The organism is Vibrio sp. PID23_8 (genome assembly GCF_003584965.1).
GTDB lineage: Bacteria > Pseudomonadota > Gammaproteobacteria > Enterobacterales > Vibrionaceae > Vibrio.
Window position 1 is genome coordinate 62552 of the sequence record NZ_LIXE01000010.1, and the last position, 20328, is coordinate 82879.

At 47.7% G+C, this 20328-nt stretch carries 20 protein-coding genes; 15 read left to right on the forward strand and 5 right to left on the reverse strand.

Features of this window, described 5'->3' with window-relative positions; translation table 11 throughout:
* Window positions 1-31: 31 nt before the first annotated feature.
* Window positions 32-673, reverse strand: coding sequence for a DUF2959 domain-containing protein (locus AK966_RS15525; protein ID WP_099079152.1), 642 nt, complete (start codon window positions 671-673; stop codon window positions 32-34).
* Between the two features lie 35 nt (window positions 674-708).
* Between AK966_RS15525 and AK966_RS15530 the strand changes: the two genes are divergently transcribed.
* The 3 genes from AK966_RS15530 (at window position 709) to AK966_RS15540 (ending at window position 3106) form a co-directional block, all read left to right on the forward strand.
* Complete coding sequence (locus AK966_RS15530; protein ID WP_099079153.1) at window positions 709-1653, forward strand: virulence factor BrkB family protein; 945 nt, start codon at window positions 709-711, stop codon at window positions 1651-1653.
* The gene (gene dtd, locus AK966_RS15535) at window positions 1625-2059 is read left to right on the forward strand and encodes a D-aminoacyl-tRNA deacylase (RefSeq protein ID WP_099079154.1); all 435 of its coding nucleotides are present in this window, start codon (window positions 1625-1627) and stop codon (window positions 2057-2059) included. The genes AK966_RS15530 and dtd overlap by 29 nt, the downstream gene beginning before the upstream one ends.
* A 129-nt stretch (window positions 2060-2188) precedes the next feature.
* On the forward strand, window positions 2189-3106 hold the full coding sequence (locus AK966_RS15540; protein WP_099079155.1) for a bifunctional GNAT family N-acetyltransferase/hotdog fold thioesterase: 918 nt from the start codon (window positions 2189-2191) through the stop codon (window positions 3104-3106).
* Here AK966_RS15540 and AK966_RS15545 read toward each other — a convergent pair.
* The 4 genes from AK966_RS15545 to hslR all read right to left on the reverse strand — a co-directional run bounded on the left by AK966_RS15545 (window position 3092) and on the right by hslR (window position 8609).
* Window positions 3092-5188, reverse strand: coding sequence for an AsmA family protein (locus AK966_RS15545; RefSeq protein WP_119464498.1), 2097 nt, complete (start codon window positions 5186-5188; stop codon window positions 3092-3094). The genes AK966_RS15540 and AK966_RS15545 overlap by 15 nt on opposite strands.
* 163 nt (window positions 5189-5351) lie before the next feature.
* A complete protein-coding gene (pckA, locus tag AK966_RS15550) occupies window positions 5352-6980 on the reverse strand; it encodes a phosphoenolpyruvate carboxykinase (ATP) (protein ID WP_099079157.1) in 1629 nt (542 codons plus the stop codon).
* A gap of 335 nt (window positions 6981-7315) precedes the next feature.
* Entirely contained in the window at window positions 7316-8191 is an 876-nt protein-coding gene (gene hslO / locus AK966_RS15555) for an Hsp33 family molecular chaperone HslO (RefSeq protein WP_099079158.1), read from the reverse strand.
* Window positions 8192-8222: 31 nt separating this feature from the next.
* Window positions 8223-8609 (reverse strand): ribosome-associated heat shock protein Hsp15, encoded by a 387-nt coding sequence (hslR, locus tag AK966_RS15560; RefSeq protein ID WP_099079159.1) that lies wholly within the window; start codon window positions 8607-8609, stop codon window positions 8223-8225.
* Window positions 8610-8860: 251 nt separating this feature from the next.
* Between hslR and gspC the strand changes: the two genes are divergently transcribed.
* The 12 genes from gspC to AK966_RS15620 are packed head-to-tail and all read left to right on the forward strand — an operon-like array spanning window position 8861 to window position 20224.
* Window positions 8861-9784, forward strand: a complete 924-nt coding sequence (gene gspC, locus AK966_RS15565; protein ID WP_119464499.1) for a type II secretion system protein GspC — start codon at window positions 8861-8863, stop codon at window positions 9782-9784.
* A gap of 36 nt (window positions 9785-9820) precedes the next feature.
* Complete coding sequence (gspD, locus tag AK966_RS15570) at window positions 9821-11845, forward strand: type II secretion system secretin GspD (RefSeq protein WP_119464500.1); 2025 nt, start codon at window positions 9821-9823, stop codon at window positions 11843-11845.
* On the forward strand, window positions 11845-13347 hold the full coding sequence (gene gspE, locus AK966_RS15575; RefSeq protein WP_119464501.1) for a type II secretion system ATPase GspE: 1503 nt from the start codon (window positions 11845-11847) through the stop codon (window positions 13345-13347). The genes gspD and gspE overlap by 1 nt, the downstream gene beginning before the upstream one ends.
* Window positions 13347-14564, forward strand: coding sequence for a type II secretion system inner membrane protein GspF (gene gspF / locus AK966_RS15580; protein ID WP_099079163.1), 1218 nt, complete (start codon window positions 13347-13349; stop codon window positions 14562-14564). The genes gspE and gspF overlap by 1 nt, the downstream gene beginning before the upstream one ends.
* 60 nt (window positions 14565-14624) lie before the next feature.
* Complete coding sequence (gspG, locus tag AK966_RS15585) at window positions 14625-15068, forward strand: type II secretion system major pseudopilin GspG (protein WP_099079164.1); 444 nt, start codon at window positions 14625-14627, stop codon at window positions 15066-15068.
* Between the two features lie 31 nt (window positions 15069-15099).
* Window positions 15100-15705, forward strand: coding sequence for a type II secretion system minor pseudopilin GspH (gene gspH, locus AK966_RS15590; protein ID WP_099079165.1), 606 nt, complete (start codon window positions 15100-15102; stop codon window positions 15703-15705).
* On the forward strand, window positions 15686-16081 hold the full coding sequence (gene gspI, locus AK966_RS15595; protein ID WP_172438106.1) for a type II secretion system minor pseudopilin GspI: 396 nt from the start codon (window positions 15686-15688) through the stop codon (window positions 16079-16081). The genes gspH and gspI overlap by 20 nt, the downstream gene beginning before the upstream one ends.
* Window positions 16068-16787: a type II secretion system minor pseudopilin GspJ gene (gene gspJ, locus AK966_RS15600; protein ID WP_119464502.1), complete on the forward strand. Its 720-nt coding sequence runs from the start codon at window positions 16068-16070 to the stop codon at window positions 16785-16787. The genes gspI and gspJ overlap by 14 nt, the downstream gene beginning before the upstream one ends.
* A complete protein-coding gene (gene gspK / locus AK966_RS15605) occupies window positions 16780-17790 on the forward strand; it encodes a type II secretion system minor pseudopilin GspK (RefSeq protein ID WP_119464503.1) in 1011 nt (336 codons plus the stop codon). The genes gspJ and gspK overlap by 8 nt, the downstream gene beginning before the upstream one ends.
* A complete protein-coding gene (gene gspL, locus AK966_RS15610; protein WP_182852715.1) occupies window positions 17759-18961 on the forward strand; it encodes a type II secretion system protein GspL in 1203 nt (400 codons plus the stop codon). The genes gspK and gspL overlap by 32 nt, the downstream gene beginning before the upstream one ends.
* A gap of 8 nt (window positions 18962-18969) precedes the next feature.
* Window positions 18970-19461, forward strand: coding sequence for a type II secretion system protein M (locus tag AK966_RS15615; protein WP_182852737.1), 492 nt, complete (start codon window positions 18970-18972; stop codon window positions 19459-19461).
* A 1-nt stretch (window position 19462) separates the two neighbouring features.
* Window positions 19463-20224: a type II secretion system protein N gene (locus AK966_RS15620; protein ID WP_119464506.1), complete on the forward strand. Its 762-nt coding sequence runs from the start codon at window positions 19463-19465 to the stop codon at window positions 20222-20224.
* The last annotated feature ends 104 nt before the right edge of the window (window positions 20225-20328 follow it).

The following is a 20328-nucleotide window of genomic DNA, read 5'->3' on the forward strand; positions in this document are numbered from 1 at the left end:
GAGGAGGAGGGGGTAGTTAGATATAGTCTGCTTATTTTTGGTTGAGCTTTTGCAGGAACTTGTCTGACTCAGCAATCGCCGCGTTCATCTGTTTGATCGCGTACTGAATGTCTTTCTCTAAGCTAGAAAACTCCCCCTTTAGAGAGCCGATAGCGCTGGCGTTGAGGTTATGTTTTAGGTAAAGGGTATTGTCGCGCAGCGTGTTCAATACTGGCGTCATTTTTTGCTCAGCACGTTTCATTGCACTTAGCATGCTTTTGTAAGACGATTTGGTTTCACGCAGCTTTTGCTCGCTCGAACGGCGCAGCTTTGCGTTGGTGTACAGCTCTAATTCATCTTGCCATTCATCAAACAGAGCATCAGAGACATCTTCAATTGCCGCAATACGATCGCGCACGTCTTGTGCTGCTTTCTCGCTGTCTTCGTACTTATCATTAATATTGTTGTAGACCGATTCTAGCTCACCACCATCGAAGTTGGTAAGAGCGGAAAGTGCTTCAAGCGCGCTGGTAAACTCTTCCTGTGCATCTTGTTGTGACTCTTTGGCATCTTCAACCCGGTCGACCATGATTTCTCGCTTGTGATAGCCCACTTGCTCCATCGCTGAGTAATAAGCGGACTGACATCCTGTCAAAGTGAAAATTGATAGTACAATTGCTAATAAATAAGGCATTCTTATGTCCTCGACGCTAATTTATGAGATGAACTATGAACCAGTTATCAGAGAGTTACAAGGTGAGATTGATCAAGCTCGTGCCGGGGAGCGTCGCATTTGTTAAATATTTGCTTAAGCGCATGACACATGATCGCGTGAATGTGAATGCCGGCTATCTTGCTTATATCACTCTGTTGTCTATTGTACCGATGTTGACCGTTCTGTTATCGATACTGTCTCAATTCCCGGTATTTGAAAACGTTGGTGATGTGCTTCAAGGCTATATCATCGACAACTTTGTCCCTGCATCAGGAGACGCAGTAAGAACGGCGCTACAAGAGTTTGTCGCGAATACCGGTAAGATGACGGCGGTTGGCGGTGCGTTTTTGTTTGTCGCGGCGTTAATGCTGATCTCCAATATTGATAAGAACTTAAACTATATCTGGCGAGTAAAAGATAAGCGTCGACCAGTTTTTTCATTCTCAATGTACTGGATGGTGCTTACGTTAGGGCCTATTTTGGTGGGGGCCAGTATTGCGGCGACGTCGTATGTGACATCGTTAAAAATTATCGACAATGAAACGCTTACAGGAGCCTATAACGTGTTCTTGCGTTGGCTACCATTTCTGTTGTCTTTCTTTGCTTTTATGGGCCTGTACTTACTTGTTCCGAATAAGAAAGTATACCTGTCCCATGGTACCGTTGGGGCGGCCATTGCGGCGTTATTGTTTGAGTTGAGTAAGAAGGGGTTTGCTTTTTACATTACTCAATTCCCATCTTATCAGCTCATTTACGGTGCATTAGCGGCCATTCCGATCCTATTTGTTTGGGTGTATTTGTGCTGGTTGATTGTACTGATTGGCGCAGAAGTCACGGCTGCACTTGGTGAAAGAGAGCACTGGAGTGATAACTTAGAAATGATACACTCGACCGCTGAATCTCAATTAACAAATGAAGGAAGCGAGAGTCGTGATAGCGCTAATCCAACGAGTCAGTGAAGCGGCCGTTCGAGTCGATGGTGAGGTAGTCGGTGCGATCGACCAAGGCCTACTTGTCCTACTTGGTGTCGAGAAGGATGATGATGAAGCAAAAGCAAAACGTTTGATGGAGCGTGTAACTACTTACCGTGTGTTTGAAGACGATGAAGGAAAAATGAACCTGAACGTCAAGCAAGTGAGCGGTAAGGTTTTGGTGGTGTCGCAGTTTACGTTACCAGCGGACACCAAAAAAGGCACTCGCGCGGGGTTCTCTCGTGGTGCACACCCTGCCGATGCAGAACGTCTGTATGACTATTTTTCTGATCTGTGTGAGCAAGAGTTGCCAACGCAGCGAGGCCGATTTGCGGCTGATATGAAGGTGTCTCTGGTAAATGATGGCCCAGTGACGTTTTGGCTGCAGGTTTAATTGCACTCGAAAAACCAATGTGCCCTAGCAACCATAACATCATGGTCTAAGCTTTAAGCCCAAGTGTATTGAATTTGCTTGGGTATTTTCCATAAGACTTTCATTTGATTTGTACTTTCAAGGATTGATATGTTCAAACTTATAACGCCAAAAACAGAAAATCAGCTTAATAAGTACTATCAGTTTCGTTGGCAGATGCTGCGAGAGCCTTGGCAGATGCCGGTCGGTTCGGAGCGCGATGAATTTGATGCGATGAGCCACCACCGGATGATTGTCGATGGTCGTGGCCGCCCGATGGCGATTGGGCGTTTGTACATCACCCCAGATAACGATGGTCAGATCCGTTATATGGCAGTGAAAAACAATCGTCGTAGTAAGGGGGTGGGCTCCTTGGTGTTGGTGGCATTAGAATCTTTGGCCCGTCAGGAGGGAGCAAAGCGCCTGGTGTGTAATGCGCGCGAAGACGCGATCGCTTTCTATGAAAAGAGTGGCTTTGAACGTCGAGGTGAACTGACCGATGAACGAGGTCCAGTTCGTCACCAGCAAATGGTGAAGCCGCTCGATCCAATGGCGGAGGTATTGCGTCGTCCTGATTGGTGTATGGAGTTGCAACAACGTTGGGAAGAGCAGATCCCAATTAGTGACAAAATGGGCATCAAAATCAATCAGTATACAGGCTATCAGTTTGAGTGCAGTGCGCAGCTCAATCCAAATTTGAATCCGCATAACACCTTATTTGCGGGATCTGCTTTCACCTTAGCGACATTGACTGGCTGGGGGATGACATGGCTGTTGATGAAAGAACGTGGTTTACATGGCGATATCGTTTTAGCCGACAGTTCGATTCGATATCGTCACCCAGTGGAGCAAAATCCCGTCGCTAGCACGTCACTTGATGGTATCAGTGGTGATTTGGATCGCTTAGCATCTGGGCGTAAAGCTCGCATTGTTATTCATGTGGTGATTTACAGTGGGGATGTGCCAGCCGTCGATTTTGTTGGCACTTACATGCTACTGCCTAACTACTCGAAATTACTCCGCTGTTAGTGTTTGTTCTGTTGCGTTATCTTTGTCACCTGAGGCAGATTGATCTTCGGAAATAGAGGGCTTAGCTGGCTCATTTTCTTCGATAATTTCTTCGGGGAACTCCTCTCTCGGTTCCTCTATAGTCGGTTTATCGAAGGCATTGTGCTTTGCGGGTTCACTTGTCATTTGGACCGCTTCCGCTTGAACTTGCGCCACTTCCTTCTGTTGCTTGGGGTTACTTACACATTCGTTTATCTCCACTTCTTTACTGAGTACGTCACCTCTGATGGCCCCGCATACGTCATTTAGCGTATATACAATGCCACTCAGTGGATTATTTGCCATATCAAACTCGCCCGATATTTTGCCAGTTATGCTTTTGCCAGAGAGGGCAATAGGCTGGATGGAGACCTCGCCACGCTGAGCATCTAAACGAAGTGGGCTCAATATGACGGCTTTGAGTGAATGGTCAGCTTGTGATTTCAAGGTGGTGTCACGCAAGTTGGCCTCAACATGGCCCGTTAAGCTATAGGCAAGCATATTGCGATCGCCAACCAAGCCTTGCAAATCTAGGCTCAGGTCGGAGAAACCATTCAGTGCCAGTGCCTTTGGCAAATATGGGTGGAATAGTTGCAATGGGATGCCATCGGCATTGAGATTGAGCGTCCACGGTTGGCTAGGGGGGCTTAATTCTACTTGGCCAAAGCCTTCAATATAGCCTTGTTCAAGCGGTGCAAATAAGCGAGTGAGCTGCCACTGACCGTTGTCACTTTGCATTGAAAGCGCCGCATGAGAGGACAGTACTTGGCCATAGCTGGCATTGACGACGCTGGCATCGAGTTTTCCATGCCACATCCCCCAGTGTCCGTGGCGATGTTTCACTTCAAGTTGGTCGCCTTCCAAATTCAAACCAGAAAGCTGCCAGTAAGGTTGTTTAGATAATTGGATGACTTGGCTGCGTTCAATCTCTAATTGCTTAATATCGACTTGGTGGAGTTTTTTTGTGGCGGTTTGCCACCAATCGGTCTTATCTTCGGGTTGAATTGCCCACTTCAAGCCACTGATGGTAGCGTTGCTGATTTGCCAATGGTGTGGCTCGAAGTGGCCTGATACTCGTACTGCGCCTTGCTGCCAATCTAAGCTCAGTTCTTGCAGCCGGATCTCGCCCGGTTTGAGTTGGGCATTCAGTCTAGGTTCTACCGCAGTTTGTTGTTGAAAATGCACGCTGTCTGCTTGCAGAGAAAGTTGAGCGGTTGTATTCCATAGTGAGAGCGGCAGTGTGGCATTTTCTAGTGACAATTCTAGGTTTTTCCAGTGCCAATCACCGTACTCGATATCGGCATTGAGCAGATCGAGACTATTGATATGAGTGATCGTAATTGGCAGTTCTTGCCAAGGCTTAGCGAGCAAGGATTGCAGTTGTAGGTTGTTGATATTCAGCTTATCTACGGTCACATTCACCAGTGACCAACCTTGTGGGTATTGCTCGCCTTGGCCTGAAACTTCGCTGCCGCGCCAGTTAAACGATGCACCATAGAGCGTGCTGTCTTGCGCTCTGTAGTCTACGTCCAGTAGGAGCTTATTAAACGCTTCTCCATTCCAATACCATTGTTCGGCAGAAAGTTGGATCTCTCCATATGGTATTTGCTGAGTGTCGCTTGACCAAGTTGGTTCCTGGATTTGTATGTTCACCCCATTGATGCTGAATGCATCATCGGCGTAGTCGAGGTTCTTCAAGGCAATTTGGTGGAAGTAAACCGTGGCTAGGTTTGGCAGAGTTGGCATCCCTTGCTGAAGATCTAGACCATCGATCAGCAAACTATCGAAAATCCATTGTCCATCTCGACGAATGTCTGGGTTAAGCCATATATCCACTTGATCAATGAACGGCAGGCTTTCTTGCTTGAACGCAATTCTGTTGAGGGTGAGATGGTATGGGAACTCGTACTGAACGTTATCTGCTTGCAGTGGTAGGTCGACCAGATCCGAAATCAGATGCCATGTTTGGCGAGAATAGGAGGTGGTCAGCATGGTTACAAAGGCCGCTGGAATTGCAATGGCGAGTATGAGTATAAAAAGTAGAATCCGACCTGCTGTTTTCATCCGACTAAAGCCTGTACGTAATGTGGAGTAAGTCGCGAGTCGTTGACTTACTTAGATAGGCTTAAGCTTGTATCAATCTTGGGTGGGATTCAATAAAAAGCCCCTCAAAATAGGGGCTTGACGATGGTTTTTGTAGCTAAGTCACGAAGACGTAGATCGTGGTTTAGTCGAGTTGAGGACCAGCAGTCACCAATGACTTACCTTCTGCGTTGTCAGTGTATTTATCAAAGTTATTGATGAAACGCTCTGCTAAATCTTTCGCTTTGCTTTCCCACTGTAGTGGGTCAACGTAGGTATCACGAGGATCAAGGATGCTTGGATCCACACCTGGTAGTGAAGTTGGCACTTCTAGGTTGAAGATTGGAATGTGCTTCGTTTGTGCGTTTTCAATTGAACCATCAAGGATGGCATCAATGATGCCGCGTGTATCTTGGATAGAGATACGTTTGCCACTACCATTCCAGCCCGTGTTCACCAGGTAAGCTTCTGCACCTGCCGCTTCCATGCGTTTCACCAGTACTTCTGCGTACTTAGTTGGGTGTAGCGTTAGGAACGCTGCGCCGAAACAGGCAGAGAAGGTTGGTGTTGGCTCTGTAATACCACGCTCTGTACCTGCTAGTTTGGCCGTAAAGCCTGATAGGAAGTGGTACTTAGTTTGCTCAGGTGTTAGTTTAGACACGGGAGGAAGTACGCCAAATGCGTCTGCCGATAGGAAGATCACTTTGTTTGCATGACCGCCTTTCGATACTGGCTTCACGATGTTGTCGATGTGATGCAATGGGTAAGACACGCGAGTGTTCTCTGTCTTAGAACCGTCATCAAAGTCGATAGAACCATCATTGCGAACCGTCACGTTCTCTAGCAGCGCATCGCGACGGATGGCGTTGTAGATATCTGGTTCCGCTTCTTTCGATAGTTTGATGGTCTTCGCGTAACAGCCGCCTTCGAAGTTGAACACGCCGTCATCATCCCAGCCGTGCTCATCATCACCAATCAGTGCACGTTTAGGATCGGTCGATAGGGTAGTTTTACCTGTACCAGATAGACCGAAGAAAATCGCTACGTCGCCTTCTTCACCCATGTTAGCACTACAGTGCATAGATGCGATGTCTTTTAGCGGCAGGAAGTAGTTCATCATCGCGAACATGCCTTTCTTCATCTCGCCGCCGTACCAAGTACCGCCGATCAGTTGCATGCGCTCTGTTAGGTTGAATACCGTGAAGTTTTCAGAGTTAAGACCGTGGTCTTCCCACTTCTCGTTAGTGCATTTCGCACCGTTCATTACCACGAAGTCTGGTTCAAACGTTGCCAACTCTTCTTCTGTTGGACGGATGAACATGTTTTTTACGAAGTGCGCTTGCCATGCGACTTCAGTGATCACTCGAATGCTCAGGCGAGTGTCTGGGTTTGCACCACAATAACCGTCAATCACAAATAGGCGCTTACCAGAAAGCTGGTTGGTCACGAGCGCTTTTAGGTCATTCCATACTGCTTTGTTGATTGGTTTGTTGTCGTTTTTCACTGCATCGGAAGTCCACCACATGTGCTCTTCAGTGGTTTCGTCTTTAACGATGTACTTATCTTTTGGTGAGCGACCAGTAAAGATGCCGGTATCTACGGCTACCGCACCGAGTTCTGTCACCACACCACGTTCATAACCTTCCAGGTCAGGACGGGTTTCTTCCTCGAACAGCATTTCATAGCTCGGGTTACGAATAACCTCTTTGACGTTATGCAGTCCATGCTTGGTTAGATCAAGTGTTGCAGCCTTTGTATGTTCCATAACGGTCATAGGTGCTCCTTATTAGGATTTTGTAGGGATTTTGTAATATTGTTTTTAAATTTATCTACTCACATGCTAGCAACGGGGCGGGGAGAAAACAGGGATATAGGTCAAAAAATACCCACTATTTACATGTGGATTTAGGTGTCCCGTCACATATTGGTTTGAGTAGTTTATCGTGTGCACAATCCATTGCGCCAGAGCAAAGTGATTATTAATCTTTTAAAATTAAGAGGTTGCTTTATTACATGCAAAGCTAGATGTTACGGGGGTTGGGTCACAAAAAGGCCAGCATAGCGCTGGCCTTTTGATAGGTAAATTACAAGCTTGGTAAGCTATGAAAATTAATGTAGCGTTTTGCTCTTTGGCTGAGCTTGTACATATAGCTCGGTGATCTCAGATTCGTCAAATGAATATGACGTGCCGCAGTAATCACAATGTAAAGAAACTGATCCTTCTTCGGCCAAAATGTCATAAATTTCAGACTTTTCTACCGTGATGATGGCTGCGCCACTGCGTTCGCGTGAGCAACCGCAATGGAACTCCACTGGTTGCGGCTCGTACAGGCGAACTTTGTCTTGGTTGTACAGTCGGTATAGCAGCTCATTGGCTTCTAGCGTGAACAACTCTTCATTTTTTACCGTGTCGGTTAGTTGCTCTAAGTGCTCGAAATCTTCAGGTGTGCCTGTACCATCTGGCATGGTTTGAATCATCATACCCGCCGCGTGTGCTTTACCTTCATGCTCGCCAGTGCGGATCCATAGACGCGTTTTTAGCTGCTCTGAGTTTGCGAAGTAACCTTCGATCACTTCTGCTAGCGTGTCACCTTCTAGGCCTACGACACCTTGGTAGCGCTCACCTTTCTTCGGCTCGATAGTGATCACTAGGTAGCCTTTACCCATCATGTCATGCAGGCTAGCGTCATCAGCAATGTTGCCTTCCCAGCGTGCAACGCCACGGATTTTCTGGTCATGGTCACCATTGATAACCGCGAGAGACACCGGACCATCACCTTGCAGTTGGATGGTGATTGAGCCTTCGAATTTCAAAGTTGCCGTCAAAAGTGTGGTTGAAACGAGTAGCTCACCCAACAGCTTTTGCAATGCTGCCGGATATTCCTTGCTGGAGATAATACGTTGGTATGCTTCATCCAATTGTACCAACTCGCCACGCACTGAAAGGTCTTCGAACAGGTAGCGGTTTAAAACATTATTTGCCATGGAGTGCTTTCCTCGTGGGTAATTCCGGCTTCTATTGGTGTTTGAACTTGATGATGTCACGACGCTGCTTTTTATCTGGGCGGCGCTCGGGACTTGGGTTATGGGCGTTCAGTTTACGTTGTGTCGCCATCTCTTCACGTTGACTGATGCTTGCTTCAGTTTCGCGATAGAGCGTTTGTGCGACAGGTGCACCCATACGTCGGTCGGAGATTTTCTCGATAACCACGGTTTTCTCTTCGTTACCCTGACGAAGGCGGATCTCTGCACCCAGCTCTACGATTTTACTCGGTTTGCTTCGTTGGCCATTATAGTGGACTTTGCCACCATCGACCATATTACGAGCGATAGAGCGGGTTTTATAGAATCGGGCTGCCCAAAGCCATTTATCTAGCCTTACGGCTTCATTTTCGGAACTCATAGAACTCTACACTATCTAATCACTGCACGAATGGTGCAATGACTGGTGGATTATTCACCTATAGATGGTGTTAAGGCGGTTTTTTTTCAAGGGAGTTGGCAAAAACTCAATAAGAAAAAAGGTACAAAATTTAAGTTGTGATATAGTTTGGCGCTCTTTGTTGAGTAGTAATTTTATTGCAAATTTAGCAACGTAGAGTCGTTTTCGCCTATAACAAGGACGGCTGACGTTAGAATAAAGGAATGAGTTCAGTGAAGCGTTTAGAGCTAAGTGCAGGATTATCAAGTAGCCCGCTACTGGCTCAGATCAAGTCCAATCATCGTGCTATTCAAGCAAAACTCAGTTTGTTTTTAACTTGCCTATTTATTGCCATTACTGGGTGGATTCTCGGTAAAGTGGTGTGGTTAGTCATGCCTCAAACGGCGGATGTGGCTCAATGGAAACCGTCAGTCAGCGACGTCTCATTGAACAACCAGCGTGATGTCATCGACTTTAATGCCCTCCAAAGCGCCAATTTATTCGGTCAATACACGGAGCAAAAGCCGGTCGTCATTGAGCAGCCCGTGGTGAAAGATGCGCCGAAAACTCGGTTAAACCTTACTTTGGTTGGGGCAGTGGCAAGTTCCAATGCCAACACGAGCCTGGCCGTTATCGCGAATCGTGGTAAACAAGCGACTTACGGCATTGGTGAAGAGATCGAAGGGACACGAGCGAAATTAAAAGCGGTATTGGTGGATCGTGTGATCATTGATAATCAAGGCCGTGATGAAACTCTGATGCTGCAGGGTATTGAATACAAAAAGTTGTCTGAAGCACTTCAGGCGACCCGACCACAAGCCACAAAGCCAAATAATGCGTCGGCAGAGGGTGATAAGTTAGATCAAATCCGAGCGGAGATTGCGCAAGACCCGCAGAGCGTATTTAAGTACATCAGCATTTCCCCTGTGAAAAATGACGGCGGAATTGTCGGTTATCGCGTCTCACCAGGTCGTGATCCGGCGCTGTTTAATGATGTCGGTCTAAAAGCGGGTGATATTGCCGTGCAACTAAATGGGATCGATTTAAGTGATCCGTCATCTTCAGTACAACTGATGCAGGTGATGAACGATCCGCAAGAGCTGAATTTGACTGTTGAGCGTGATGGCCAGCAGTACGACATCTATATCCAATTGTAATACTTAGGCAATCTGCGTAAGTTCAGGGAGACATACGTGAAACATTGGTTTAGCAAAAGTGCTTGGTTATTGGCAGGGACTCTTCTCTGCGCACCAAGTGCGATGGCGAACGAATACAGTGCCAGCTTTAAAGGCACGGATATTCAAGAATTCATCAACATTGTTGGTCGTAACTTAGAAAAGACCATTATTGTTGACCCCTCAGTACGCGGAAAAATCGACGTACGCAGCTATGACGTATTAAATGAAAAGCAGTACTACAGCTTTTTCCTTAATGTACTCGAAGTGTACGGTTACGCCGTGGTTGAAATGGAAGATGGTATTCTCAAGGTCATCAAAGCCAAAGATGCAAAAACGTCGGCGATTCCTGTGGTGAGCAGTAACGCGGAACCGGGTGATAGCGTCATCACTCGCGTTGTGGCGGTACGTAACGTTTCGGTGCGTGAGTTATCTCCTTTGCTGCGTCAGCTTATTGATAATGCTGGCGCGGGTAACGTGGTGCACTACGATCCAGCCAACATCATTTTGATCACAGGTCGCGCTGCGGTGGTCAACCGTTTAGCAGAGATCATCAAGCGTGTAGATCAAGCTGGCGACAAAGAAGTGGAACTGGTGGAGTTACGTAATGCTTCTGCTGCGGAAATGGTACGTATCGTTGATGCCTTGAATAAAACCACCAATCAGAAAAGCACACCTGAATTCCTCGAGCCAAAAATTGTGGCTGATGAGCGTACTAACTCGCTGTTGATTTCTGGTGATCCGAAAGTACGTGCTCGCCTGAAACGTTTGATTCGTCAACTTGATGTAGAAATGGCGACCAAAGGCAATAACCGAGTGGTTTACCTCAAGTATGCCAAAGCAGAAGACTTGGTTGACGTGCTTAAAGGCGTTTCTGACAACCTGCAAGCAGAGAAGCAAGCAGGTCAAAATGGTGCATCGAGTACGCAACGCGGTGAAGTCGTGATTGCGGCTCACGAAGCGACCAATTCACTCGTATTAACGGCGCCGCCAGATATCATGATGGCCTTGCAAGACGTGATTGCTCAATTAGACATTCGCCGCGCGCAGGTATTGATTGAGGCACTGATTGTCGAGATGGCTGAAGGCGACGGCGTGAACTTGGGCGTGCAGTGGGGTTCGCTAGAGACAGGCGCGGTGATTCAATATGGCAACACTGGCGCACCGATCGGCCAAGTTATGGTTGGTCTGGAAGAAGCGAAAGACATCACTAAAACAGAAAGTTTCTGGGATAGTGAAAACAATCAGTGGGAAACCCGTGAATACACTGAAGATGGGGATTACTCGACACTCGCCGCTGCACTCGGCGGTGTTAATGGCGCTGCAATGAGCATCGTTATGGGTGACTGGACGGCGCTGATCAGTGCGGTGGCGTCTGATTCAAATTCCAATATTTTGTCTTCACCAAGCATTACCGTGATGGACAACGGTGAAGCATCTTTTATCGTCGGTGAAGAAGTCCCCGTGATTACGGGCTCTACGGCGGGCTCAAATAACGATAACCCATTTCAAACCGTTGATCGTAAAGAAGTGGGCATCAAGCTGAAAGTGGTACCTCAAATCAACGAAGGTGATTCCGTGCAGTTGAACATTGAGCAAGAAGTCTCCAACGTTCTCGGTGCCAACGGCGCTGTTGATGTGCGCTTTGCTAAACGTCAATTGAATACCTCCGTCATGGTGCAAGACGGCCAAATGCTGGTACTTGGCGGCTTGATTGATGAGCGTGCGTTAGAAAGCGAATCGAAAGTGCCACTGCTTGGTGACATTCCCGTGCTTGGCCATTTGTTCAAATCGACCAGCACTCAGGTAGAAAAGAAAAATTTGATGGTGTTCATTAAGCCAACGATTATTCGCGATGGCGTGACGGCCGATGGCATTACGCAACGTAAGTACAACTTTATTCGTGCAGAGCAGCTGTACAAAGCTGACCAAGGCTTGAAACTGATGGCGGACGATAATATTCCAGTGCTTCCAGAGTTTGGTCACGAACGTAAGCACCCAGCAGAAATTCAAGTATTCATCGACCAAATGGAAGTGAAGTAATGGTGGATATGTTAGACACAGCGCCAAGCTTGCGTCGTCTGCCATTCAGTTTTGCCAATCGCTTTAAACTGGTATTGGAGACGGAGCACCCTGAGCGCCCTCCAATGTTGTATTACGTTGAGCCGCTTAATCCAGCGGCTCTGGTTGAAGTGCGCCGCGTACTCAAACAAAGCTTTATACCTCAGCCTATCGACAAAGAGGCATTTGATAAAAAGCTGACAGAAGCGTATCAACGCGACTCTTCTGAAGCACGTCAGTTGATGGAGGACATTGGTGCGGATAGCGATGACTTCTTCTCTCTGGCGGAAGAGCTGCCACATGATGAGGACTTGTTAGAGTCTGAAGATGACGCGCCAATCATCAAATTGATCAACGCCATGTTGGGTGAAGCGATCAAAGAAGGGGCGTCGGATATCCATATCGAGACATTTGAGAAAACCCTTTCTATTCGTTTCCGTGTCGATGGTGTTCTACGTGAAGTCTTAACCCCAAGCCGTAAGCTGGCACCGTTGCTGGTCTCCCGTGTGAAAGTCATGGCGAAACTGGATATCGCAGAAAAGCGCGTGCCTCAAGATGGTCGTATCTCACTACGTATTGGTGGGCGTGCCGTTGACGTGCGTGTCTCGACCATGCCTTCTTCACACGGCGAGCGTGTGGTAATGCGTCTATTAGACAAAAATGCCACTCGGCTTGATTTGCATAGCCTAGGTATGACGCCATCGGTGCATAGCAGCTTTGCTCACCTGATTCAGCGCCCTCACGGCATCATTTTGGTGACCGGCCCAACCGGTTCTGGTAAATCAACCACGTTGTATGCGGGCTTGCAAGAGATTAACAGCAACGAACGTAACATTCTGACGGTTGAAGACCCGATCGAATTTGATATCGATGGTATTGGTCAGACACAGGTCAATCCAAAAGTGGACATGACTTTCGCCCGTGGTTTGCGTGCGATTTTACGTCAGGACCCGGACGTGGTGATGGTGGGTGAGATCCGTGACTTGGAAACGGCGCAGATTGCCGTTCAAGCCTCGTTGACGGGTCACTTAGTGATGTCGACCCTGCACACCAATACCGCGATTGGTGCGGTTACGCGTCTGCGTGATATGGGTATTGAACCTTTCCTCATTTCATCTTCGCTACTTGGCGTACTTGCGCAACGCTTAGTTCGTACGCTTTGTCGAGACTGTAAAGAGCCTTACGAAGCGGACAAAGAACAGAAGAAATTGTTTGGCATGGCAGAGCATGAGTCTCTGGTTCTGCATCGTGCCAATGGCTGTGAAGCGTGTAACCATAAAGGCTATCGTGGCCGTACTGGTATTCACGAGCTACTGATGATGGATGAGAAAGTGCAAGAACTTATCCATCGCGAAGCGGGTGAACAAGAAATTGAAAAAGCGGTACGTGCGCACACGCCAAGTATTCGCAGCGATGGACTGAGTAAGGTACGTCTTGGTATTACTTCTCTTGAGGAAGTGATGCGCGTAACCAAGGAAGTGTAATGGCGGCATTTGAATACAAAGCGCTGGATGCGAAAGGCAAGCAAAAGAAAGGCACGATTGAAGGGGATAATGCCCGTCAGGTGCGCCAACGCCTAAAAGAGCAGGGAATGATCCCTGTGGAGGTGATGGAAGCCAAAGCAAAAGCCGCTAAGTCTTCAACGACGGTGGGGTTTAAGCGTGGCATCAAGACTGCCGAGCTCGCACTGATCACGCGCCAACTTTCTACGTTAGTACAGTCAGGCATGCCGCTTGAAGAGTGCCTCAAGGCGGTTTCAGAACAAGCAGAGAAGCCGCGTATTCGTTCGATGATTGCTGCTGTTCGCTCCAAGGTCACCGAAGGTTACCCACTGGCTGATAGCTTAGGTGATTACCCCCATGTGTTTGATGAGCTGTATCGTTCAATGGTGGCGGCGGGTGAAAAGTCGGGTCATCTTGATGCGGTTTTGGCGCGTTTGGCCGACTACGTAGAAAACCGTCAGAAGATGCGCTCTAAATTGCTGCAAGCGATGATTTACCCAGTGGTATTGGTGGTCTTTGCTGTGGGCATCGTCTCTTTGCTGCTCTCTTCTGTGGTGCCGAAAATCATCGAACCTATCATTCAAATGGGACAAGAATTACCGCAATCGACCCAAATTCTGCTGGCAGCCAGTGAGTTTGTTCAAGCGTGGGGCTTCATTATCTTTGTCGTGGTGGTGGTGTTTTTTTACGGCCTCAAACTCGCATTGCAAAAACCAAACTTTCGCTTGTCTTGGGATAGAAAAATACTCAGTTTGCCGCTGGTCGGCAAAATTTCAAAAGGACTCAACACGGCACGATTTGCGCGTACCTTGTCTATTTGTACATCAAGCGCGATTCCAATTCTTGAAGGCATGAGAGTGGCGGTGGACGTGATGTCGAACCGTTACGTGAAACAGCAAGTACTCATTGCGGCAGATAACGTACGAGAAGGGGCGAGCTTGCGTAAGGCATTGGATCAGACTCGTCTGTTTCCACCTATGATGCTGCATATGATCGCCAGTGGTGAACAAAGTGGTGAACTGGAAAGCATGTTGACTCGTGCGGCAGATAACCAAGATCAAAACTTTGAATCCACAGTTAATATTGCTTTAGGTATTTTTACGCCCGCATTGATTGCATTGATGGCTGGCCTGGTGCTTTTCATCGTGATGGCGACCTTGATGCCAATGTTGGAAATGAATAACTTGATGAGCGGATAAAATTCGGGTTAAGACGTGTCTATTGATGACATGGCTTGAATCTAACTTTTGGAGAAAACAATGAAATTTAAGCGTAGTAAACAGCAAGGCTTTACACTTTTAGAAGTGATGGTTGTTGTCGTTATCTTGGGTATTCTGGCGAGCTTTGTGGTGCCAAACCTACTTGGTAACAAAGAGAAAGCCGATCAACAAAAAGCGATCACAGACATTGTGGCGTTGGAAAACGCATTGGACATGTACAAGTTGGATAACAGCGTTTACCCAACGACAGACCAAGGTCTAGACGCATTAGTAAGCAAACCGTCTAACCCAGAGCCACGCAACTACCGTGATGGTGGTTACATTAAGCGTTTGCCAAACGATCCTTGGGGTAACGAGTACCAGTACCTAAGTCCTGGCGATAACGGTACGATTGATATTTTCACCCTAGGCGCAGATGGCCAAGAGGGTGGTGAAGGCCCTGCAACAGATATCGGCAACTGGAACATGCAAGATTTCCAATAATATTGAGCTTAAACCAGCACTAATGAAGCAAATGCAAAAACATCAAGGTTTTACATTAATAGAAATTCTATTGGTGCTGGTTTTGTTATCTCTTACCGCCGTTGCGGTGATCGCTACTTTGCCGACCAGTCAAAAAGACCTTTCTAAACAGTACGCACAAAGTTTTTTTCAGCGCTTACAACTGCTCAATGAAGAAGCGGTGCTAAGTGGCAAAGATTTCGGTCTGCGTGTTGATGACGTTAAATCTAGTTATGCATTGCTCAGTTTGACCCAAGACGGTTGGCAACCACTTGAATTAAAGCAGATCCCAAGCGAAACAAAGCTCGAGGGGGATATTTCACTGCAATTGGATTTAGGTGGCGGTGCGTGGGATAAAGACGAACGGTTGTTTGAACCTGGCTCTTTGTTTGATGAGGACATGTTTGCTGAGGAAGAGGACAAAGAGAAGAAAAAAGTGAAGCCACCTCAGGTGTTCATTTTTTCAAGTGCAGAGATTACGCCATTCACGCTTTCTTTCTTTCCTGAAGATGGTGATACGTTTAATGACGGTTGGCGAATCATTGGTAAAGAAACTGGTGAGATAAAACTACTCGCACCAGGAGAAGAAGCGGAAGACGATGACAATACGACATTCTAAGCCAAATCGTATTGGCGCATCGCACCGACAAACACGAGGCATGACGTTGCTTGAGGTGTTGGTAGCGCTCGCGATTTTTGCCACGGCGGCGATCAGTGTCATTCGCTCGGTGAGCCAGCACATCAATACCGTCAGCTATTTAGAAGAAAAAATGTTTGCAGCCATGGTTGTGGATAACCAAATGGCCAATGTGATGCTCGCAACTGAAAAGTTAAAAGCTAAAAACGGTACCGAAGAGCTAGCAGGGCGCACTTGGTACTGGAAAGTCACGCCGGTTGCCACTACGCAGCCATTGCTGAAAGCATTTGATATTAGCGTTGCGACGGAGAAAAACGCGAGTCCAGTGGTGACGGTGAGAAGTTATGTGGCTCAGTAGAATTCAACATACCGCTAAACGCGCCAATCGACAGCGTCAGCAACGTGGCTTTACGTTGATCGAAGTGTTGGTGTCCATTGCGATTTTTGCCAGTTTGAGCGTTGCAGCCTATCAAGTGGTGTCTCAGGTACAGCGCAGTAATGTGTTATCGCAAGAGCGTACACAGCGTTTGAATGAACTGCAGCGTGCCATGGTGATGATGGATAACGATTTTCGTCAGATGGCAATGCGGCAAATGCGCACCAACGGTGAAGAACCGTCGAATCAACTGATTTTTTGGTCGGATTATCTGTTGGATTCGGACGCGAAAGGGGTGATGTTTACGCGTGTTGGGTGGCACAACCCACAACAGCAATTCCCACGAGGCGAAGTGACGAAAGTGGGTTACCGCATTAAAGACAATGTGTTGCAGCGAGTCTGGTGGCGCTATCCTGACACGCCAGTTGGTCAAGAAGGGGTTATTACCCCACTTTTGACTCAGGTCGACGGGTTGGATATGCGATTTTACGATGGTAAATCGTGGAAAAAAACGTGGGAAAGCAATCAAGAATTACCCCAAGCCGTCTCGGTGATCTTGCAGTTGAAAGATTACGGTGAAATTACGCGTACTTATTTGACGCCCAATGGCAAGTTGATCGCAAGTGAACAAGAGGGAGCCTCGGGAAATGACTCTGCCAATGGCGGATCCGGAGGCAACAATGGCTAACCGTCAGCGCGGCGTTGCGCTCATTATTGTCCTGATGCTGCTCGCGATCATGACCACGATTGCAGCGAGCATGTCTGAGCGTTTGTTTTTGCAGTTTCAGCGCGGCGCAAATCAGATTCATTACCAGCAAGCCTATTGGTACAGCTTGGGAGTTGAAGCGTTGGCCGAAGTGGGTATCGAACAGAGCTATAAAGACAGCGATACCATTAACTTAAGCCAGCCTTGGGCAATCAAAGAACAAGTGTATCCGCTTGATTATGGCCAAGCCGCGGGGCGCATTATTGATAAGCAAGCTTGCTTCAATCTGAATGCACTCGCAAGTGTCCAACCGACAGGTGAACAAACAACACGGCCGTATTTAGTGCAAGTGCTCCAGCGTTTGTTGGAAGAGTCTGATGTTGAGCCGTATCAAGCGGAAGTTATTGCTGACTCCACCTGGGAATATGTTGACAGTGACAATAGCGTGCGTTCGACAACGGGCGTAGAAGACAGTACTTACGAAGCGATGAAGCCTGCTTACTTGCCGCCAAATGCTTGGATGGCGGATGCCAGTGAGCTTCGCGCGGTGTACCAGGTTTCGGGTGACATTTTTCAAAAGGTGGCGCCTTTAATTTGTGCACTCCCTAGCGATGATTGGCGATTGAATGTCAATACCATTGAGGTAGAGCAAGCGCCGATTCTGGTGGCGATGTTTACGCCAGGATTGAGCAACAGTGATGCGGTGCAGTTGATCGAGAAACGCCCTTTCGATGGTTGGGACAGTGTTGATGAATTTTTAGCCGAGTCAGAATTAGCTGGCTTAAGTGATGATGTAAAGAAAAAGGCCAAAGGCTATTTGGGTGTAGACAGCGCCTTTTTTGAGTTGGATGCGCAAGTGCTGGTGGATGAATCCCGAGTACGTATCCGCAGTCTTTTGCAAAGTACGAATAGAGAAACGGTGACAGTCGTTCGCCGTCGTTTTGGAGGAATCAGTGAGCGAGTTTCTGACCGTTCGGCTGAGTAGCGAACAACAAAGCACCATTCCATGGTTGGTTTGGTCGACACAACAGCAAGAAGTGATTGCCAGTGGTGAAATCGCCGGATGGGAACATCTGGATGAACTGGTCGCGTATGCTGAGCAGCGTCCCGTGGTGGCGTTGTTGGCAAGTAATGATGTGGTACTCACCGAAGTGGATATCCCACCGGGTGCCGCACGTCAGTTTGATAGCATGTTGCCGTACTTGGTTGAAGACGACGTCGCGCAAGATGTCGAAGGTTTGCATTTTACCGTATTAGGTAAGCAAGCTGACAAAGCGCAGATATGTGCGGTTGAACGGGCATGGATTCAAACCATTTTGAAGCGCTTTTCCAGTCAAGGTATTACGATTAAACGACTCTTACCGGATGTATTGGCGCTGCCAGCTGCGAATGAAAGCAGCACGGCGGTATCAATCGGAGAGCAATGGTTGATCCGTCATACGCACACTCAAGGTGTCGCGGTGGATACCTCTTGGCTGGACTTATATCTGTCGGCTTATCTGCAAAGTAACCCGGGGTGGAAGTTGGAGTGCTACAGTTCACTGCCAGAGTCAGCCGCCAATGAGCTTTGGGTTGCGAAGCCAGAAGAGATGGCCATGGCGTTACTCGCAAAAGGCGTGGCAGATAGCAAAACCAATCTTCTGACTGGTCGTTTTAAGCCAAAATCTTCATGGGGCAAATACGTGAAGGTATGGCAAACCACGGCGATCGCCGCTGGCGTGTTACTGGTTGTGATGGTGGCTCAACAATTGTTGATGGTGCACAAGTACGAGGCGCAAGCTCAAGCTTACCGAGATGAAAGTGAACGTATCTTCCGCCAAGTTTTTCCGGACAAGCGCCGCATTCCAACCGTTAGTTATCTGAAGCGTCAGATGACAGATGAAGAGCGTCGTTTATCCGGTGGTGCAAGTGATGAGCCTATGCTCTCTTGGTTGGCAGCGTTGCCTTCTACTCTTGGTCAGGTAAAAGCATTGCAGATCACCAGCTTCAAATATGATGGCCAACGAGGTGAAGTCCGAATTCAAGCGAGTAGCTCCGGCTTCCAACCATTTGAGGAAGCGCGAGTGAAGTTGGCCGAGAAATTTAATGTCGAACAAGGCCAGCTTAACCGCAACGGGGATGTGGTAATGGGCAGCTTTGTGTTGAAGCGTTTATGAGGTTGATGATGAAGAACTTAATCTCTCCAGTTCAAACTTGGTGGAGCAGCATCTCGCAACGCGAGCAACGTCTAGTGATGGGTTGCGGCGCGATGGCGGTGGTGGGCGTTCTCTATTGGGGAATTCTGCAACCAATGAATCAGCGTGCTGAGTTAGCTCAATCTCGCATTCAAAGTGAAAAGCAGTTGCTGAACTGGGTGCAAGATAAAGCCGATGACATTACAACGTTGCGCAAAAGCGGTGGTGTCAGCTTTTCTAGCCAGCCACTTAACCAAGTGGTGTCCTCTTCTGCCCGCCGATACAAGGTTGAATTAATTCGAGTGCAGCCACGAAATGACAGTGTTCAAGTTTGGATCAAGCCATTAGCGTTCAACCAGATGGTAGATTGGCTGCGATACTTGAAAGAACAGCAAGGCATTGAAGTGGAATTCCTAGATATCGATCGAACAGAGCAAGCCGGTATGATCGATGTCAACCGTCTGCAATTTAAGCGAGGTTAAGGTGAAACGAGCAGTACTTTACGTTGTTATTTTTATTGCCTTTTTCTCAGTTAGCTTACTTGCTGGTTTGCCTGTCTCTTGGGTGTTGAAGCAAGCACCTACCGTGAGAGGCTTGGATATTCAAGGTGCACAAGGCACAGTATGGCAAGGCAGTGCAACGAGCGTGCGTTGGCAGAACCAAGACATTGGAGAAGTGAACTGGGACTTCCAATTATCGAGCTTGTTTGCTGGTAAAACCGAGTTTTCGGTTCGCTTTGGCCGTGGCAGCGATATGGATGTGCGTGGCCGTGGCTTAGTGGGTTATAGCTTAACGAGCGGTCCTTATGCAGAAAACCTTGTTGCTTCGATCCCTGCTGCCAAAGTGGTTGAGCAAGCGCGAATTCCGGTACCAGTCGGTGTGGAAGGTCAGCTAGAGTTTAATATCCGTCATGCGACTTACGCCGCGCCTTGGTGTAAGACAGGCGAAGGTACGTTAGTTTGGAGTGCGAGTGGTATTCAAAGCCCGCTAGGTAGCCTTGAGCTTGGTCCTGTCATTGCAGATTTGAACTGTAAAGACAGTGTGCTAACCGCATCAGGCGAGCAGCAAAGTAAGCAGGTATCGGCCGCATTTTCTGCGGAGCTGACACCGAATCAGCAGTACTCAACCAAAGCATGGTTTAAGCCGGGGGCAGAGTTTCCTTCTGGCATGGCCGATCAGCTTAAGTGGTTGGGGAATCCAAACCCTCAAGGCCAATACGAGTTTGATTACAAAGGGCGTTTTTAATCACATCTAGAAACTATCTCATCGTCAAAGAGCTGCCAATGTGCAGCTCTTTTTGCTTTTAGATCATCATAGGCCAAAATCTAATTTTGCTGTACAGTCATTTT

Excerpts from the sequence above, each read along its gene's own strand:
- AK966_RS15615 (WP_182852737.1), top strand. The coding sequence starts at position 18,970 with ATGAAGAACTTAATCTCTCCAGTTCAAACTTGGTGGAGCAGCATCTCG.
- hslR (WP_099079159.1), bottom strand. The coding sequence starts at position 8,609 with ATGAGTTCCGAAAATGAAGCCGTAAGGCTAGATAAATGGCTTTGGGCA.
- AK966_RS15540 (WP_099079155.1), top strand. The coding sequence starts at position 2,189 with ATGTTCAAACTTATAACGCCAAAAACAGAAAATCAGCTTAATAAGTAC.
- gspK (WP_119464503.1), top strand. The coding sequence starts at position 16,780 with ATGGCTAACCGTCAGCGCGGCGTTGCGCTCATTATTGTCCTGATGCTG.
- gspH (WP_099079165.1), top strand. The coding sequence starts at position 15,100 with ATGCAAAAACATCAAGGTTTTACATTAATAGAAATTCTATTGGTGCTG.
- gspJ (WP_119464502.1), top strand. The coding sequence starts at position 16,068 with ATGTGGCTCAGTAGAATTCAACATACCGCTAAACGCGCCAATCGACAG.
- gspI (WP_172438106.1), top strand. The coding sequence starts at position 15,686 with ATGACAATACGACATTCTAAGCCAAATCGTATTGGCGCATCGCACCGA.
- pckA (WP_099079157.1), bottom strand. The coding sequence starts at position 6,980 with ATGACCGTTATGGAACATACAAAGGCTGCAACACTTGATCTAACCAAG.
- hslO (WP_099079158.1), bottom strand. The coding sequence starts at position 8,191 with ATGGCAAATAATGTTTTAAACCGCTACCTGTTCGAAGACCTTTCAGTG.
- AK966_RS15525 (WP_099079152.1), bottom strand. The coding sequence starts at position 673 with ATGCCTTATTTATTAGCAATTGTACTATCAATTTTCACTTTGACAGGA.
- AK966_RS15530 (WP_099079153.1), top strand. The coding sequence starts at position 709 with ATGAACCAGTTATCAGAGAGTTACAAGGTGAGATTGATCAAGCTCGTG.
- gspF (WP_099079163.1), top strand. The coding sequence starts at position 13,347 with ATGGCGGCATTTGAATACAAAGCGCTGGATGCGAAAGGCAAGCAAAAG.
- gspE (WP_119464501.1), top strand. The coding sequence starts at position 11,845 with ATGGTGGATATGTTAGACACAGCGCCAAGCTTGCGTCGTCTGCCATTC.
- gspG (WP_099079164.1), top strand. The coding sequence starts at position 14,625 with ATGAAATTTAAGCGTAGTAAACAGCAAGGCTTTACACTTTTAGAAGTG.
- AK966_RS15545 (WP_119464498.1), bottom strand. The coding sequence starts at position 5,188 with ATGAAAACAGCAGGTCGGATTCTACTTTTTATACTCATACTCGCCATT.